The organism is Candidatus Pseudomonas phytovorans, assembly GCA_029202525.1.
Classification (GTDB): domain Bacteria; phylum Pseudomonadota; class Gammaproteobacteria; order Pseudomonadales; family Pseudomonadaceae; genus Aquipseudomonas; species Aquipseudomonas phytovorans.
In genome coordinates this window covers 2167382-2181756 of record CP119325.1, presented here as the reverse complement: position 1 = coordinate 2181756, position 14375 = coordinate 2167382, and the positions used below count along the sequence as shown (strand labels likewise).

Annotated in this window: 17 protein-coding genes; 4 read left to right on the top strand and 13 right to left on the bottom strand. The window is 61.7% G+C overall.

The annotated features are described in order from the left end of the window. The 10 genes from flgH to P0Y58_09740 all read right to left on the bottom strand — a co-directional run bounded on the left by flgH (position 1) and on the right by P0Y58_09740 (position 8064). Positions 1-696 (bottom strand): flagellar basal body L-ring protein FlgH, encoded by a 696-nt coding sequence (flgH, locus tag P0Y58_09785; protein WEK32456.1) that lies wholly within the window; start codon positions 694-696, stop codon positions 1-3. 36 nt (positions 697-732) lie between these two features. Continuing rightward, positions 733-1518 carry a flagellar basal-body rod protein FlgG gene (flgG, locus tag P0Y58_09780; GenBank protein WEK32455.1) on the bottom strand — a complete coding sequence of 262 codons (786 nt, stop codon included), beginning with the start codon at positions 1516-1518 and terminating at the stop codon, positions 733-735. A gap of 47 nt (positions 1519-1565) precedes the next feature. Next, complete coding sequence (locus P0Y58_09775) at positions 1566-2306, bottom strand: flagellar basal body rod protein FlgF (protein ID WEK32454.1); 741 nt, start codon at positions 2304-2306, stop codon at positions 1566-1568. A 160-nt stretch (positions 2307-2466) separates the two neighbouring features. Then, positions 2467-2658, bottom strand: a complete 192-nt coding sequence (locus P0Y58_09770; GenBank protein ID WEK32453.1) for a hypothetical protein — start codon at positions 2656-2658, stop codon at positions 2467-2469. Between the two features lie 155 nt (positions 2659-2813). Then, positions 2814-4136 carry a flagellar hook protein FlgE gene (gene flgE, locus P0Y58_09765; GenBank protein WEK32452.1) on the bottom strand — a complete coding sequence of 441 codons (1323 nt, stop codon included), beginning with the start codon at positions 4134-4136 and terminating at the stop codon, positions 2814-2816. Positions 4137-4164: 28 nt separating this feature from the next. Further along, positions 4165-4866, bottom strand: a complete 702-nt coding sequence (gene flgD / locus P0Y58_09760; protein ID WEK32451.1) for a flagellar hook assembly protein FlgD — start codon at positions 4864-4866, stop codon at positions 4165-4167. A 12-nt stretch (positions 4867-4878) separates the two neighbouring features. Then, a complete protein-coding gene (gene flgC / locus P0Y58_09755; GenBank protein WEK32450.1) occupies positions 4879-5322 on the bottom strand; it encodes a flagellar basal body rod protein FlgC in 444 nt (147 codons plus the stop codon). A 2-nt stretch (positions 5323-5324) separates the two neighbouring features. Next, positions 5325-5735, bottom strand: coding sequence for a flagellar basal body rod protein FlgB (gene flgB / locus P0Y58_09750; GenBank protein WEK32449.1), 411 nt, complete (start codon positions 5733-5735; stop codon positions 5325-5327). Positions 5736-6256: 521 nt separating this feature from the next. After that, positions 6257-7084, bottom strand: a complete 828-nt coding sequence (gene cheR / locus P0Y58_09745; GenBank protein WEK32448.1) for a protein-glutamate O-methyltransferase CheR — start codon at positions 7082-7084, stop codon at positions 6257-6259. Between the two features lie 50 nt (positions 7085-7134). Continuing rightward, positions 7135-8064 (bottom strand): chemotaxis protein CheV, encoded by a 930-nt coding sequence (locus P0Y58_09740; GenBank protein ID WEK32447.1) that lies wholly within the window; start codon positions 8062-8064, stop codon positions 7135-7137. A gap of 77 nt (positions 8065-8141) precedes the next feature. On the opposite strand from P0Y58_09740, the gene flgA reads away from it, so the two are divergent. The 4 genes from flgA to P0Y58_09720 all read left to right on the top strand — a co-directional run bounded on the left by flgA (position 8142) and on the right by P0Y58_09720 (position 10711). Then, positions 8142-8894: a flagellar basal body P-ring formation chaperone FlgA gene (flgA, locus tag P0Y58_09735; GenBank protein ID WEK32446.1), complete on the top strand. Its 753-nt coding sequence runs from the start codon at positions 8142-8144 to the stop codon at positions 8892-8894. 162 nt (positions 8895-9056) lie between these two features. After that, positions 9057-9371, top strand: coding sequence for a flagellar biosynthesis anti-sigma factor FlgM (gene flgM / locus P0Y58_09730; GenBank protein WEK32445.1), 315 nt, complete (start codon positions 9057-9059; stop codon positions 9369-9371). A gap of 49 nt (positions 9372-9420) precedes the next feature. After that, on the top strand, positions 9421-9888 hold the full coding sequence (locus P0Y58_09725) for a flagellar protein FlgN (GenBank protein ID WEK32444.1): 468 nt from the start codon (positions 9421-9423) through the stop codon (positions 9886-9888). A gap of 79 nt (positions 9889-9967) precedes the next feature. Continuing rightward, positions 9968-10711: a flagellar brake protein gene (locus P0Y58_09720; GenBank protein WEK32443.1), complete on the top strand. Its 744-nt coding sequence runs from the start codon at positions 9968-9970 to the stop codon at positions 10709-10711. Positions 10712-10815: 104 nt separating this feature from the next. Here the strand turns inward: P0Y58_09720 and P0Y58_09715 are convergent, their stop codons facing one another. From P0Y58_09715 to bkdR, 3 genes are all read right to left on the bottom strand, one after another. Next, a complete protein-coding gene (locus tag P0Y58_09715) occupies positions 10816-12156 on the bottom strand; it encodes an MFS transporter (GenBank protein ID WEK32442.1) in 1341 nt (446 codons plus the stop codon). Positions 12157-12281: 125 nt separating this feature from the next. Then, on the bottom strand, positions 12282-13523 hold the full coding sequence (locus P0Y58_09710) for a glutamine synthetase family protein (protein ID WEK33304.1): 1242 nt from the start codon (positions 13521-13523) through the stop codon (positions 12282-12284). 275 nt (positions 13524-13798) lie between these two features. After that, complete coding sequence (gene bkdR / locus P0Y58_09705) at positions 13799-14284, bottom strand: Bkd operon transcriptional regulator BkdR (GenBank protein ID WEK32441.1); 486 nt, start codon at positions 14282-14284, stop codon at positions 13799-13801. Positions 14285-14375 lie beyond the last annotated feature (91 nt).

The following is a 14375-nucleotide window of genomic DNA, read 5'->3' as shown; positions in this document are numbered from 1 at the left end:
TCAGAAAGGCCAAAGCGGGCTGATGAAGAAGCGGTCCAGCCAACCGGGCTGGCTGGCATCGGCGAACGAGCCAGTACCGGAATAAGTGATGCGCGCATCGGCCACACGGGTGGACGGCACGGTGTTGTCGGTGGCGATGTCGTCGGCGCGAATCATCCCGGCAATGCGCACCAGCTCTTCGCCGGTGTTCAGGGTCAGCCACTTCTCGCCGCGCACGGCAATGATGCCGTTGGGCAGCACTTCGGCCACGGTCACGGTAATCGAACCGGTCAGGGTATTGCCCTGGGTGGCCTTGCTGTCGCCCTTGGTGGTGCGCTCGCCGTTGTAGCCGGCTTCCAGCGACAGGTCACCGCCACCGAACGGGTTGTTGGTGCTGGGCGTGCTGCCGAACAGCGAAGTCAGGCCAAGGTTGGCGTTGCTGTTTTTCTGGATTTGCGAGCCGGCGTTCTTGCTGGCCGAGGTTTTCTCGTTGAGGGTAATGGTGATGATGTCACCCACCCGGAACGCCTTGCGGTCGCTGTACAGGCTCTGTTCGAAACCGGCCTGGTAGATAGAACCGTTGTTGGCCGCTGCCGGCAACGGGGTGCGCGGCAGTACCGGCGCGTAGTACGGGTCGTTGGGCTTGGGCGTCGGGCCGACGCAACCTGCCAGCAACACCGCCCCCCCCAGGGCGAACACGGACAACAGACGATTCATGGTGCATACCTCACGGGTGTAACGAAGCGACAGGGCTTAGAGCTGCTGGGTCACGAACGACAGCATCTGGTCGGCGGTGGAGATGACCTTGGAGTTCATCTCGTAGGCGCGCTGGGTGGTGATCATGTTCACCAGCTCTTCCACGGTGCTGACGTTGGAGTTTTCCAGGGTCTGCTGCTGGGTGGTGCCAAAGCCGTTCAGGCCTGGGGTGCCGACTTGCGGCGCGCCACTGGCGGCAGTCTCCAGGAACAGGTTGTCGCCGATGGCCTGCAGGCCGGCCGGGTTGATGAAGTCGGCGGTCTGGATATTTCCGATCACCTGCGCCGCCGGGTTGCCGGCTGTGGTGATCGACACGGTGCCGTCCTGGCCGACGGTGAAGGTTTGCGCGTCGTTCGGCACGACAACGGCAGGCTCAAGGGCGTAGCCGTTGGCGGTGACGATCTGGCCGTCGGAGTTCAGGTGGAAGGTGCCGTCACGGGTGTAGGAAACGGTGCCATCCGGCTGCAAGATCTGGAAGAAACCACGGCCGTTGACCGCCATGTCCAGCGGGTTTTCGGTGGTTTGCAGGCTGCCGGCGACGAAGCTCTTCTGAGTGCCGACAATACGCACACCGGTACCGACCTGCAGGCCCGAGGGCAGCTCGCTGTCCTGGGTCGACTGGGCACCAGGCTGACGGCGGATCTGGTACAGCAGGTCTGCGAACTCGGCGCGGTCACGCTTGAAGCCGGTGGTGGAGACGTTGGCCAGGTTGTTGGAAATGACCGTCAGGTTGGTGTCCTGGGCGGACAGGCCGGTTTTAGCGACCCAAAGAGCCGGAAGCATGTAAGTTCTCCTCGTGCGCCTGTTTTACGGCACCCGTTCAAAAGTGATTAGCCGATTTGCAAAACCCGAGCCATGGCTTCGTCGCCTTCTTTGGCCGTGTTCATCATCTTGACGTGCAGTTCGAACTGGCGTGACAGCGCCAGCACCGAGGTCATTTCCTCGACAGCGTTGACGTTGCTGCCTTCCAGAAAGCCCGACACCACCCGTACGTTGACGTCGGCATCGGCCGGTTGGCCAGAGGCGGTATGGATCAGGCCATCCAGGCCTTTCTCCATGCCTTTGGTGTCCGGGTTGACCAGCTTGATGCGGTCGACCTCGGCCATCACCCGCGGGTCTTCACCCATAGAGCGAATGCTGATGGTGCCGTCGGCGCCTACCTCAACCTTCTGCTCCGGCGGGATGGCAATCGGGCCACCGTTGCCGATCACCGGCATGCCGTTGCCGGCACGCAGTACGCCGAGGGCATCGATGTTCAGGCTGCCGGTACGCACGTAGGCTTCGCTGCCATCTGGAGCCTGCACGGCGATGAACCCCTTGCCGGTCACGGCAACATCCAGGTCACGACCCGTCTCGACCAAGGGGCCTTCGCTGAAGTCGGTGGCCGGGCGCTCGGTCAGGGCAAAGGCGCGCGCCGGAAAGCTGTCACCGAACACCGGCATCGAACGGGCCTGTTCCAGGTCGCGCTGAAAACCGTTGGTGGAAATGTTCGCCAGGTTGTTGGCGTGGGCCTTTTGCGCCAGGGCGTTCTGGCTGGCGCCGGTCATGGCCACATAAAGCAACTTGTCCACAGTATCTCCTCTGCGCGTCGCTGCCGCGCTGTCACTGTGCAGGTTCAAAGCAATAATCGAACCAAGTCTGAAACCGCCTGTTTACAGGGGTTTCAGCGCAGCAAGGGGCAAGAAACGTCAGTTTGTCGGCGGATATTTGCCGCCTGCGGCAAGGGCTTGTTCAGTGGGTGCGGCAAGCGGCATTGTTGTAGGGGCCGGCATGGCGCACCCAGCCTTCGCCCGGGTTGCTGGCCGAGCACATGTAACGGCCGGTGGCCAGGCTTTGCCATTGATAGAACGGCGCGGGGGCGGCCGAGAGCGGCAAGGCCATGGCCAGGAGGGGGAACAACGCCAGTAGTGATAGCCGCTTCATGAGCATTAGCCCTCAATATTTTGGGGCCGCTTTGCGCCCCATCGCCGGCAAGCCAGCTCCCACAAAGGTTCGCAACCTCCTGTGGGAGCTGGCTTGCCGGCGATGGGCTGCAAAGCAGCCCCAATTACAGACAACATCACACTAGCAAGCGACCATCAGGTCATCTGGATGATGGTCTGCATGATGGTGCTTTCGGTGGAAATGGTCTTGGCGTTTGCCTGGTAGTTGCTCTGCGCCTTGATCAGGTTAACCAGTTCGCCGGTCAGATCCACGTTCGAGTCTTCCAGCGCACCGCCAGTGATCTGGCCGAGGGTGCCGGTGTCCGGGGCGCCGATCACCGGTACGCCGGAGGCGTAGGACTCTTTCCAGTTGGTGCCGCCAATCGGGGTCAGGCCTTGCAGGTTGGCAAAGTTGGCGATCGCCACCTGGCCGATCACCTTGTCCTGGCCGTTGGTGAAGTTGGCGAACATGTTGCCGCTTTCATCAATGGTCAAACCCGACAGCTCACCCGTGGCAAAGCCGTCCTGGCTCTTGGCGGTGGTAGCGCTGGCTGCGTTGTACTGAGTGGTGCCGAGCATGTCCAGGTTTACCCCGGATGCGCTGGCAATAGCACCGTTGGCACTCCACACACCGGCCGCGTTTTTCTGTGCCGGGATCCAGTTGCCAAGGGTGAAGGTTTTGTTGGCCGCGATGGTCATGCCGCCGGTTACCGGGCCTTCCGTCATGGAAGCAGTATCCAGGGTGCCGTCAGACTTGAACGGCAGCTTGTTGGCCAGTGGCGTGGTGGAGGCCGGGTCGGCAGGGTTACGCCCGTCAACGGTGGTGTACATGGTCCACGAGTTGCTGCCGGCATCCTTGACGAAATACTGGTTCAACTGGTGGGCGTTACCCTGGCTGTCGTACACGTCGGTGTTGAACGTGTAGTTGTAGGTGTCCGTTCGGGTGGGGTCGAACGGCGTCTCGGTCGGCGCAGTAGCGCTGGAGTTCAGGTTGACGTTCTCGGAGATGCGCCCGGTCGGGTTGGGCGTCAGGTTCGAGGTGTCGATCTGCAGGTTGGTCAGCACGCCCTGGATGATCTTGCCGTTGGCATCCACCGCATACCCTTGCAGGTTGGAGCCCGACGAGTTCACTACGTAGCCGTCCTTGTCGCTGTAGAAGGCACCGGCACGGGTGTAGATTTTAGAGCCGTTGTCGTTCATCACGAAGAAGCCGTTGCCATCAATGGCCATGTCCAGCGCCTGGCCAGAGGCATTGATGTTACCGGGGGTGAACATCTGCGACACGGCGGCAGTCTTCACGCCAGTACCCACCACGTTCTTGCCGGCACTGGTGCCACGAACGGAGTTGGAATACTGGTCGGCGAACTCGGCGCGCGACGACTTGAAGCCGGTGGTGGCAACGTTGGCAATGTTGTTGCCGGTAACGTTCAGGGCCTTGTTTGCAGCATAGAGGCCGCTAAGGCCGATATTGAAAGACATGTGTAACTCCTGTCGTTTTGCTCAGGCCCTAGATGCCGATGCTTTGGATTTTGGAAAGCGCAACACTGCCCAGCCCGGCCAGGTTGAGCGTCATCTCCGAACCGTTGGTGCCCATGGTCACGCTGGTGACCGAGGCCGGCAGGTTGGTGGTCATGGCCGTAGCTGTACCGTCGATCGAGGCAGTGGCCTTGAAGGTATAGGTACCTGCTGCCGCGGCTTCGCCGTCGTCGTTCAGGCCATCCCAGGTGAAGTCGATCTTGCCGGCTTTCTGCGTTCCCAGGTCCAGGGTGCGTACCAGCTTGTCGTCCTTGTCGTAGACGCCCACCGAGGTGGCGGTGCTGGACGAGGTGAGGTTGACCGAACCCTTCATTTCCTTGCTGGTGTCGACCACGGCCTTGTCGGTCTGGACGATGACATTGCGCCCGACCAGTGACGAAGCCTGCAGCGCCTGGGAAGACTGCAACCCTGCCGCGATATAGGTCACCGAGTCATTCAGCGACTGCATGCTTTCAAGGCTGCTGAACTGCGCCAGCTGCGCCACGAACTCGCCGTTTTCCTGCGGGTCGAGCGGGTTCTGGTTCTTCATCTGGGTAACCAGCAGCTGCAGGAACGCATCTTTGCCCAGCGCACTGCCGGCAGCGCCGGTGCTGCTATCGGTCTTCGACGTCTGCTTTTGCAGCGAGGTCAGGTACGCACTGCTGACGTCAGAGGTGGAATTGGTAGTGGTCATATCGGCTTCCTATCACTGCCCCAGGGTCAGGACTTTCTGCATCATGCTTTTGGCCGTGTTCATCAGCTCGGCGTTGGTCTGGAACGCACGGCTGGCGGAGATCATGTCAGCCATCTCCTCGACCACATTGACGTTCGGGTAGTAGACGTAGCCGTCCTTGTTCGCCGCCGGGTGGTTTGGCTCGTAACGGGCTTCGAGGGTGCTCTGGTCTTCGACGATGCCTTTTACCTGCACGCCCTGCCCTGCTTCGCCCTGGTCTTCGAACAGCGACTGGCTGCCGCCGGCCTGAGCATCCTGGAACGTGGTGGCGAACACCGGGTGGCGGGCGCGGTAGGTCTGGTCGATGCTCGAGGACACGGTCTCGGCGTTGGCAATGTTGGACGCCACGGTGTTCAGGCGCGTGTTTTGCGCGCTCATGCCGCTACCGGCAATGTTGAAGACACTGGAAAGGGACATGGTCATTCTCCCCGCAGGGCGGAAACCAGCCCTTTGAATTTACTGTTGAGCAAGGTGAAGCTGGCCTGGAAGCCAATGGCGTTTTCGGTGTAGTTCGACTGCTCGATCTGCGCGTCCACGGTGTTCTGGTCGATCGAGGGCTGCAGCGGCGTGCGGTACTTGAGCGTGTCGTCAGCGGCGATGGCCAGGCCTTCGGCTTCGATGTGCCGGCTGTTGGTACGGTCCATGGCGAAGCGGCCGCTTTGCTGCTTGCTGGTTTCGGCGGCCAGCACCGAAGAAAAGTCCATGTCACGCGCCTTGTAGTTGGGCGTGTCGGCGTTGGCGATGTTGTTGGCCAGCACTTCGGCACGCTGAGCGCGGAAGCCCATGGCCTTTTCGTGGATACCAAGCGCCTTGTCGAAGCTGATGCTCATGTCGGGGAAACCTTCGGAGGTTGACCGGAATATCGTTGAACAAGGTTTAGCAAGGGCTGTGCCAACACATGAAAAGCCCGAAAATACGGGGTTGCGTGGCGTGGCGCTGTCAGGGTGATGCCAGAAAAGCGGCAAAGGCCTTCCGCCTTGGGCGGCGAAAGCGGCAATTGCCGGGCGGCAAAAGCGGCAAAACAAAAAATTGACGTCAGGGTTTGGCTGTAGAGATGTTTCGCCTGGGAGATCGAGCGCCGCCCGCGCGGCGCATCGCGGGGCAAGCCCGCTCCCACATTTGTTGCAACGTGGCCATGCCTGTGAGAGAGGCGTTGTCAGCCTTGGCGCATGTCTAGAGACGGGTGGGGCGGCAGCAGCCCCCGCCGAGAAATCAAGTCAAGGCAACAAGGCTGGCAACCATGGCCTGACAGGTTCGGCACGTTGCAACAGATGTGGGAGCGGGCTTGCCCCGCGAAGCGCCGCGCGGGCGGCGCTCGATCTCCCAGGCGCCGCCCCCCTCAAGACATGCCCTACTTGGCCTGGTAGATGATCCCCGGGCTGCACTGGACCATCTGGTAATGGTCCGGCAAACCGTTCAGCGCTTCCGAGGCACCAAGGAACAGGTACCCCCCCGGCTTCAGGGTGCTGTGAATGCGCAGCAGGATGTCGCGCTTCACCTGCGCCGAGAAGTAGATCAGCACGTTGCGGCAGAACACGATGTCGAATTTTCCCAGGCTGGCGTAGCTGTCCAGCAGGTTGAACGAGCGAAACTCGACGCGGCTGCGAATCGCCGGCTTGACCGCCCAGCGCCCCGCCCCCTTGGGGTCGAAGTAGCGCTGCAAGCGCTCCTGCGACAGACCGCGGGCAATCGCCAGGCTGTCGTACTCGCCGTTCTTGCAGTTGGTCAGCATGGTGCCGGACAGGTCGGTGGCAACGATTTGCGCGCCCATCTTCAGCTGGCCAAGGTTGCTGCGCTCGAACTCGTCGATGGCCATCGAGATGGAGTACGGCTCCTGCCCCGACGAACAGGCCGCCGACCACATGCGCAGGCGCTGGCCGGGGTTGTTGCGGATGAACTCGGGGATCACCTTGTTCTTCAGCACCTCAAACGGATAGGTATCGCGAAACCACAGGGTCTCGTTGGTGGTCATGGCATCGACCACCTGTTCACGCAAACCACTGCGTGGCTGGGCCTGGATGCGCTGCACCAGTTCACCCAGGCTCTTGATGCCCTGTTGCTCCATCAGCTTGTTGAGACGGCTGGAAACCAGGTACTGCTTATTCTCGCCCAGCAGGATGCCACAGGCTTTCTCCAGGAATACCCGGAACTGTTCGAAATCCAAATTACCCGTAGACACTACTGCCGCCTCTTTTCAATCACTGGTGCCGGGGGCTTGCCCCGGCTGCTTCAATGCGCTGCCTTGATCCGGTCGACCACCCGCTGGGCCAGGTCGTCCGGCTTGAACTTGGCCAGGAAGTCATCGGCGCCGACCTTCTTGACCATTGCCTGGTTGAACACCCCGGAGAGCGAAGTATGCAGGCAGATGTGCAATTTTTGCATGCGCGGGTCGCTGCGGATCTCCGCCGTTAGCGTATAGCCGTCCATTTCCGGCATTTCAATGTCCGAGATCATCATCAGGAACTCTTCTTCCGGCTTTTTGCCCTCATCCACCAGCTGGCGCAGGTAGTTCAGGGCCTGACGGCCGTCATTGAGTGCCACCACTTCAACGCCCACTGTCTGCAGGCAGCGGCTGACCTGCTTGCGCGCCACCGACGAATCATCGACCGTCAGCACCCGCATCAGCACGGCCTTGTCCTGGGTCTCGGCATCGATCACCCCGGCCGATACCGACTCGGACGACGGCGACACTTCAGCCAGCACCTTCTCTACATCGATGATCTCGACCATGCGGTTATCCACCCGGGTGACCGCAGTCAGGTAGTGGTCACGGCCGGTACCCTTGGGTGGCGGATGGATCTCTTCCCAGTTCATGTTGACGATGCGCTCTACCGAGTGCACCAGGAAGCCCTGGGTCTTGGTGTTGTACTCGGTGATGATCACGAAGCTGTTGCGTGTTTCTTCCTGCAGTGGCTGCAACCCGGTGGCCATCGACAGGTCGAGGATAGGGATGGTCGCCCCGCGAATGTTGGCAACGCCACGCACCACCGGGTGCGCCTTGGGCAGCAGGGTCAGCGCAGGGCATTGCAGCACCTCTCTGACCTTGAACACGTTGATGCCGTAAAGCTGTGCGCCATTGAGGCGGAACAGCAGCAATTCCAGGCGATTCTGCCCCACCAGCTGTGTGCGCTGGTTGACCGAATCCATAACACCCGCCATGCCAGACTCCTTAATCTTTCAGCCTTTCGGTGCAACTCAGGTTACGAGTCGGCACGGGCTTTGCTTTTTTGAGCGTCATGCATACGAAAACGACATTTTTCCGACGATTGACGCGCCTGCTGACGGGCTCGCTGGCCACGCTGTGCCTGCTGGCGCCCGGCGTGCGCACGGTAGCGGACGCGCTCACCTTGCCTGAACAGCTTATCGGTGTCACCCAAGGGTTTCTTGAATTCACTGTCGAAGATTACCTGGCCACCACCCAGACCGCCGGCCGCTATGAAATCCAGGTCAACCCGCTGGACCCGCGCCTGCGCATGCCGTTGTGCAGCCAGCAGCTGGACGCGTCGCTGGAAAGCCCCGCCCTGCCGCTGGGCCGGGTGACGGTACGGGTACGCTGCGACAGCGCGGCGCCCTGGACGGTGTTTGTCCCGGCCACGGTGCGGCTGTTCCGCGACGTGGTCGTGGTCACCCGCCCACTCAAGCGCGACAACACGGTGGGCGAAGGCGACGTGGCTCTGCGCGAGCGCGACGTCGGCACACTGGGCCAGGGTTTTCTGACCGAACTGGACCAGGCAGTGGGCATGAAAATGCTGCGCCCCACGGTAATCGACCAGGTGCTCACCCCCCAGCACTTGGAGCAGGCCGAGGTGGTACGCAAGGGCGACCAGGTCGTGATCATCGCCCGCAGCGGCAGCCTGAGCGTGCGCATGCCAGGCGAGGCCCTGAGCAAGGGCGGCCTGAGCGAACAGATACGGGTACGCAACCTGAACTCCAAACGGGTAGTCAAAGCCAGGGTAACTGGCCCGGGCCAGGTCGAGGTGAGCATGTAGCCAGCTGCAGATTGCGCTGGCAGTGAGGAACCGCTTTTCCTAAACTGTGTCAGAGAACGGGTTGACGAGCTTGCTGACAGGCGGCAATGCATTTGTGCCTAAAGTTTCTTTCGGGTTGGCCGAAAACAAGGCAAGCGTCCAAATACCCAGAGGTTTCTGATCATGGCCATCGACTTCAGTCGTTTGAACAACTCTCCGTCCGTCACGGGCGGCGTGCGCGGCAACACCGCGCCCGGCAGCGCCGAAAAACCGGCGGCCAGCCAGGAAGCGGCCAGCGGCACCAGCGCCAGCGGAGAAGCGGTACACCTCAGCCAAGAGGCCCAGCAGTTGCAGAAGATCAATGACAAGCTGCGCGACGAGCCAGTCGTCAACAGTGCCCGTGTGGCCGAGTTGAAACAGGCGATCGCCGACGGTAGCTATCAGGTCGATGCCGGCAAGATCGCCAGCAAACTGCTCGATTTCGAAGCCCAGCGCTGACCGTTCGGCGCGCTGACTTCACGGACGCTAGAAAAGCCAAGAGTTAGCCATGCACGACACCACCTTGCTGCAACTGATCGAAGATGACATTGCCCCGATGCAGGAACTGCTCGACCTTCTGCAAAAAGAAGCGATCGCCCTGCATGGCCGCGACATGCCGCTGCTGGAACAGATTCTGGCGCGCAAGCAGTCGCTGATCATCTTGCTCGAGCAGCATGGCCAGCGCCGCAGCCAGTTGCTCGGCAGCCTGGGCCTGAGTGCCGATCGCAGTGGCGTGCAGGCGGTAGCCGCACAATCGCCCCATGGCGATGCGATGTTGCAGCGGCTCGACATGCTGTCGCGGCTGATGGACGACTGCCAGCAGGTCAACCAGACCAACGGCCGGATCATCCAGGTGCAGCAACACGTCACCAACAACCAGATCAGAATCCTCATGGGCGGCGACTCTCCGTCGCTCTACGACAGCCGCGGCAGCACCTCGCCGCTGGCCAAGCCGCGGGCCCTCAGCCAAGTGTGATTTTTCTATCAAGGCACGGAACATACTGGCAAAATGCCGTTACTTGCGTGTGTCGCTTTTGCCTGGAGAACGATAAGCCGTGTTCAATGAAACCGAAGCACCGCAACCGCCAAAGGTGCTGAACACCCCCTTGGAAATTGCGGCCAACTTGCGGCAACTGCAGGAAAGCCACGACCCCCTGATCATCACCTTCCATGACCGCAGCCAGCGCTTCCAGAGCTACGTGGTGCATGTGGACCGTGAAAGCAACACCTTGGCACTGGACGAAATGATCCCGCGCGACGGTGAGAAATTCATCGAAAACGGCGAGCACTTCCGCGTTGAAGGCTTTCACGATGGCGTGCGCATCGCCTGGGAGTGCGACCACGAGCTGAAGATCAGCGAAGTCGACGGCCACCGCTGCTACAGCGGTGCCATGCCGCAAGAGATGACCTACCACCAGCGCCGCAACGCCTTCCGCGCGGCGCTGAAGTTGTCGCAACTGGTCGACATCATCCTCGATGGCACCCACCTGAAGGGCAACGGCGCCTTGCGTGGCAAGCTGCTGGATATCTCGGCCACCGGCTGCAAACTGCGATTTGAAGGCGATGTAGCAAGCCGCCTGCAACTGGGCCAGGTGTACGAGCGTTTCAAGTCCGGCAACCCGTTGGGCCTGGTGGACACCATGGTCGAACTGCGTCACCTGCACTATGAAGAGCACATCAACACCACCTTCGCTGGCGTGCGCTTCCATAACCTGAGCGGGCAGGCACAGCGCAAGATCGAGAGCTTTGTGTACCAGCTGCAGCGTGAGGCGCGGCGGTTCGACAAAGACGACTACTGATCGTCGGCCTATAAAAAACGCCACCTGATGAGGTGGCGTTTTCATTTGTATTCTTCCTGTACCGGCCTCTTCGCGGGCATGCCCGCGAAGAGGCCGGTACAGGCTTACACCGACTTGCTGACTTCTTCAGGCTCTGCGGCCTGTGGCTCAGCCCCCTTCCCTTCATCCTCGGTATCTTCCGCCGCCACCGGCGCCTGCATCACATCCTGCACGGTCTGCTCATCCACCCGTGGGTCCAGCGCTGCCGACAACGGCGAACCGGCCGCCGGCATCGCCACGTGGCCCAGCGGTGCATCCTGCACCTGGTGCAGCCCGGTGACCGCTTTCGGCCGAATCCGCCACACCAGCACCAGCGCGAAGAACACGAAGAAGGCATACAGCATCTGCGGGCCCAGCACCTTCATCAACACACCCGCCGCCAGCGGCCCGATGCACGCACCCACGCCATAGGTCACCAGCAGCATCGCCGTGAGTGACACCCGCCGCTCGCTTTCCACATGGTCGTTGGAAAACGCCACCGCCAACGGGTACAGGCAGAACTGCAGCAACGAAATCAGGAAGCCGATACCGAACAGCATCTCCAGCGGCACACTGGGCAGTATCGCCAATGGCGCAGCAGCCAGCGCCAGGCCTATTGCCACGCTTCGGATCAACACTGCCCGGTCGTAACGGTCCGACAACCAGCCCAGCGGCCACTGCACCAGCAGGCCGGCAAAAATGCAGCTACCCATGAACAGACCGATCTGCTCGGTGGTCATCCCCTGGCTGGAGGCATACAAAGGCGCCAGGCCGTAGAACGAGCCGACGATCAAGCCCGAGCCCAAGACCGTACTGAGCGACTGCGGTACGCGTTTGATGAAGAACTTCGGCTCCATCGGCGCCGGGCGCAAGGGCGCCGGGTGAATGCGCCGGGTCATGGCCACTGGCACCAGGCACAAGGCAAAGCACATCGCCACCAGCATCAGCAGCTCCGGGCCAAGCTCCGGGTGCACCACCAGGATCAGCTGGCCGAGCACCAGCCCCAGGTACGAGGCAATCATGTAGCCGCTGAACACTGCGCCGCGGTGCTTCGCGTCGGCCTGCTCGTTGAGCCAGCTCTCGATGACCATGTACTGACACATCATGCCCAGGCCAACGATCATCCGCAGCCCGACCCAGGCCGGTAGCCAGCTGGTCAGGCCATGGCCAAGTACCGCCGCCCCGACAATCCCGGCGCAGGTGGCATAGGCGCGTATGTGCCCGACTCGGCCGATCAGCCGGTGGCCAACCTTGCCACCCAGCGCCAGGCCAAAGTAGTTGGCCGCCATCAGCGCACCGATCCACAGGCTGTCGACATGGTCAGCCGCCAGGCGCAGGGCCAGGTAGGTACTGAGCAGGCCCGAGCCGATCAACATCATCAGCGCGGCGAAATACAACGACTGAAACGGCTTCCATACATTTCGCATAGGTCCCGTAAAGCTCCCTTGATCAGGTGGCGGGTGCTAGCAGCATAAGGGCAAAAACCGCCTGGCGCAGGCCCCCAACGGCGAATTAACGCGATGGGGCGTGTCCGGTGCAGGTCGTGTCGCGATCAGGTCTGTGCCGCCAGCACCCGGCGCTCCCACGGGGTGATCTCGTCGAAGAAATCGGTCAGTTCCAGGGTCTTGCTGGCGATGTAGCCTTCGATGAACTCGCTGCCGAACAGTTCCCGCGCCAGCGCACTACGCTTGAGCCGTTCAAGGGCGGCATGCAGGGTGCACGGCAGGCTCAGGTGCTCGGGCACCTCAAACTCGCCCTGAATGGCCGGGGAAGGCTGCAGGCGCTGTTCGATGCCGTGCAGGCCGGCGGCCAGGCTGGCGGCGATGGCCAGGTAGGGGTTGGCGTCGGCACCGGGCAAGCGGTTTTCCACCCGCCGCGCTGTCGGCGCACTGGCCGGAATGCGCAGACCGGCGGCGCGGTTGTCCTCGGACCAGCAGGCATTGTTCGGCGAGGCATAGGGGTGACACAGGCGTTGGTAGGAGTTGACGTTGGGCGCGAACAACGCGGTGAAGTCGGCCATGCACGCCTGCAGGCCACCAATGAAGTGGTGGAAGGTGTCGGTCGGCAGGCCTTGCTCGTCGCTGAACACGTTACGCCCACTGCCTGCCTCGACCAGGCTCTGGTGAATGTGCATGGAGCTGCCGGGCGTGCGTGCCAGCGGCTTGGCCATGCACACCACGCTCAGGCCGTGCTTGAGCGCCACCTCCTTGAGCAGGTGCTTGAACAGGAAGGTCTGGTCGGCCAGCAGCAGCGGGTCGCCGTGCAGCAGGTTGATCTCGAACTGGCTGACGCCCATTTCATGCATGAACGTGTCGCGCGGCAGGCCGAGCGCAGCCATGCACTGGTACACCTCTTTGAAGAACGGGCGCAGGCCGTTGTTGGAGCTGACACTGAACGCCGCATGGCCGAGCTCGCGGCGGCCATCGATGCCCACTGGTGGCTGGAACGGCTGCAGGGGGTCGCTGTTGGGGGCAAAAACAAAGAACTCGAGTTCGGTCGCCACCACGGGTGCCAACCCCAGTGCAGCGTAACGGGCGATCACCGCTTTGAGCTGACCACGGGTGGAGAGTGCCGAGGGCCGGCCATCCAGTTCATTGGCATCGCAGATGGCCAGGGCGCGGCCATCGCTGCTCCAGGGCAGGCGATGGACCTGCCCGGGTTCGGCCACCAGCGCCAGGTCACCGTCATCACTGCCGTAGAATTTCGCCGGCGGGTAGCCGCCCATGATGCATTGCAGCAACACCCCCCGGGCCATTTGCAGACGGCGGCCCTCAAGGAAGCCTTCGGCGGTCATCACCTTGCCGCGAGGGACGCCATTGAGGTCGGGGGTGACGCATTCGATTTCATCGATGCCCTGGAGCTGAGCAGTGCTCATGACGCTTGTCCTTGTTGTTGTACGCTGACAACAACATAGGCTGGCGGTGTTTAAAATATCAAGCAGCACTCTTGAGTGCCTGTACCGGCCTCTTCGCGGGCACGCCCGCTCCCACAGGTACGGCGCCGCCCTTGAGCATAGTGAGATCTCTGTGGGAGCGGGCGTGCCCGCGAAGAGGCCAGCACAGGCAACCTCTATTCCCGCAAAGTCATACCATTGGCCGGCAGTGGCAAGGCGGTCTTGTAGCGCACCTGTTTCAGGGCAAAGCTCGAACGGATATTTGCCACCCCTGGCAACCGCGTCAGGTAATCAAGAAAGCGCTCCAGCGCCTGAATGCTCGGCAGCAGCACCCGCAACAGGTAATCCGGGTCGCCCGTCATCAGGTAGCACTCCATCACCTCGGGCCGTTCGGCAATTTCTTCCTCGAAGCGATGCAGCGACTGCTCCACCTGCTTTTCCAGGCTGACATGGATGAACACGTTTACATCCAGCCCCAGGGCCTCGGGCGACAGCAAGGTCACCTGCTGGCGGATTACCCCCAGCTCTTCCATGGCCCGCACCCGGTTGAAACAGGGGGTGGGCGACAGGTTGACCGAGCGTGCCAGCTCGGCGTTGGTAATGCGGGCGTTTTCCTGCAGGCTGTTGAGAATGCCGATATCGGTACGATCGAGTTTGCGCATGAGACAAAATCACCGGTTTTTTGTGTTTATGCGGAATGTTTATCTGCACCGCTCGGCAAAGGCAATCAACTTGAGAGAAAAATTCTCCTGC

What these genes read in the sequence shown, in the direction of transcription:
- flgH (WEK32456.1), bottom strand. Translation starts at nt 696, where the DNA reads ATGAATCGTCTGTTGTCCGTGTTCGCCCTGGGGGGGGCGGTGTTGCTG.
- flgG (WEK32455.1), bottom strand. Translation starts at nt 1,518, where the DNA reads ATGCTTCCGGCTCTTTGGGTCGCTAAAACCGGCCTGTCCGCCCAGGAC.
- P0Y58_09770 (WEK32453.1), bottom strand. Translation starts at nt 2,658, where the DNA reads ATGAAGCGGCTATCACTACTGGCGTTGTTCCCCCTCCTGGCCATGGCC.
- flgE (WEK32452.1), bottom strand. Translation starts at nt 4,136, where the DNA reads ATGTCTTTCAATATCGGCCTTAGCGGCCTCTATGCTGCAAACAAGGCC.
- flgD (WEK32451.1), bottom strand. Translation starts at nt 4,866, where the DNA reads ATGACCACTACCAATTCCACCTCTGACGTCAGCAGTGCGTACCTGACC.
- flgC (WEK32450.1), bottom strand. Translation starts at nt 5,322, where the DNA reads ATGTCCCTTTCCAGTGTCTTCAACATTGCCGGTAGCGGCATGAGCGCG.
- flgB (WEK32449.1), bottom strand. Translation starts at nt 5,735, where the DNA reads ATGAGCATCAGCTTCGACAAGGCGCTTGGTATCCACGAAAAGGCCATG.
- P0Y58_09740 (WEK32447.1), bottom strand. Translation starts at nt 8,064, where the DNA reads ATGGCGGGTGTTATGGATTCGGTCAACCAGCGCACACAGCTGGTGGGG.
- flgA (WEK32446.1), top strand. Translation starts at nt 8,142, where the DNA reads ATGCATACGAAAACGACATTTTTCCGACGATTGACGCGCCTGCTGACG.
- flgM (WEK32445.1), top strand. Translation starts at nt 9,057, where the DNA reads ATGGCCATCGACTTCAGTCGTTTGAACAACTCTCCGTCCGTCACGGGC.
- P0Y58_09725 (WEK32444.1), top strand. Translation starts at nt 9,421, where the DNA reads ATGCACGACACCACCTTGCTGCAACTGATCGAAGATGACATTGCCCCG.
- P0Y58_09715 (WEK32442.1), bottom strand. Translation starts at nt 12,156, where the DNA reads ATGCGAAATGTATGGAAGCCGTTTCAGTCGTTGTATTTCGCCGCGCTG.
- P0Y58_09710 (WEK33304.1), bottom strand. Translation starts at nt 13,523, where the DNA reads ATGACCGCCGAAGGCTTCCTTGAGGGCCGCCGTCTGCAAATGGCCCGG.
- bkdR (WEK32441.1), bottom strand. Translation starts at nt 14,284, where the DNA reads ATGCGCAAACTCGATCGTACCGATATCGGCATTCTCAACAGCCTGCAG.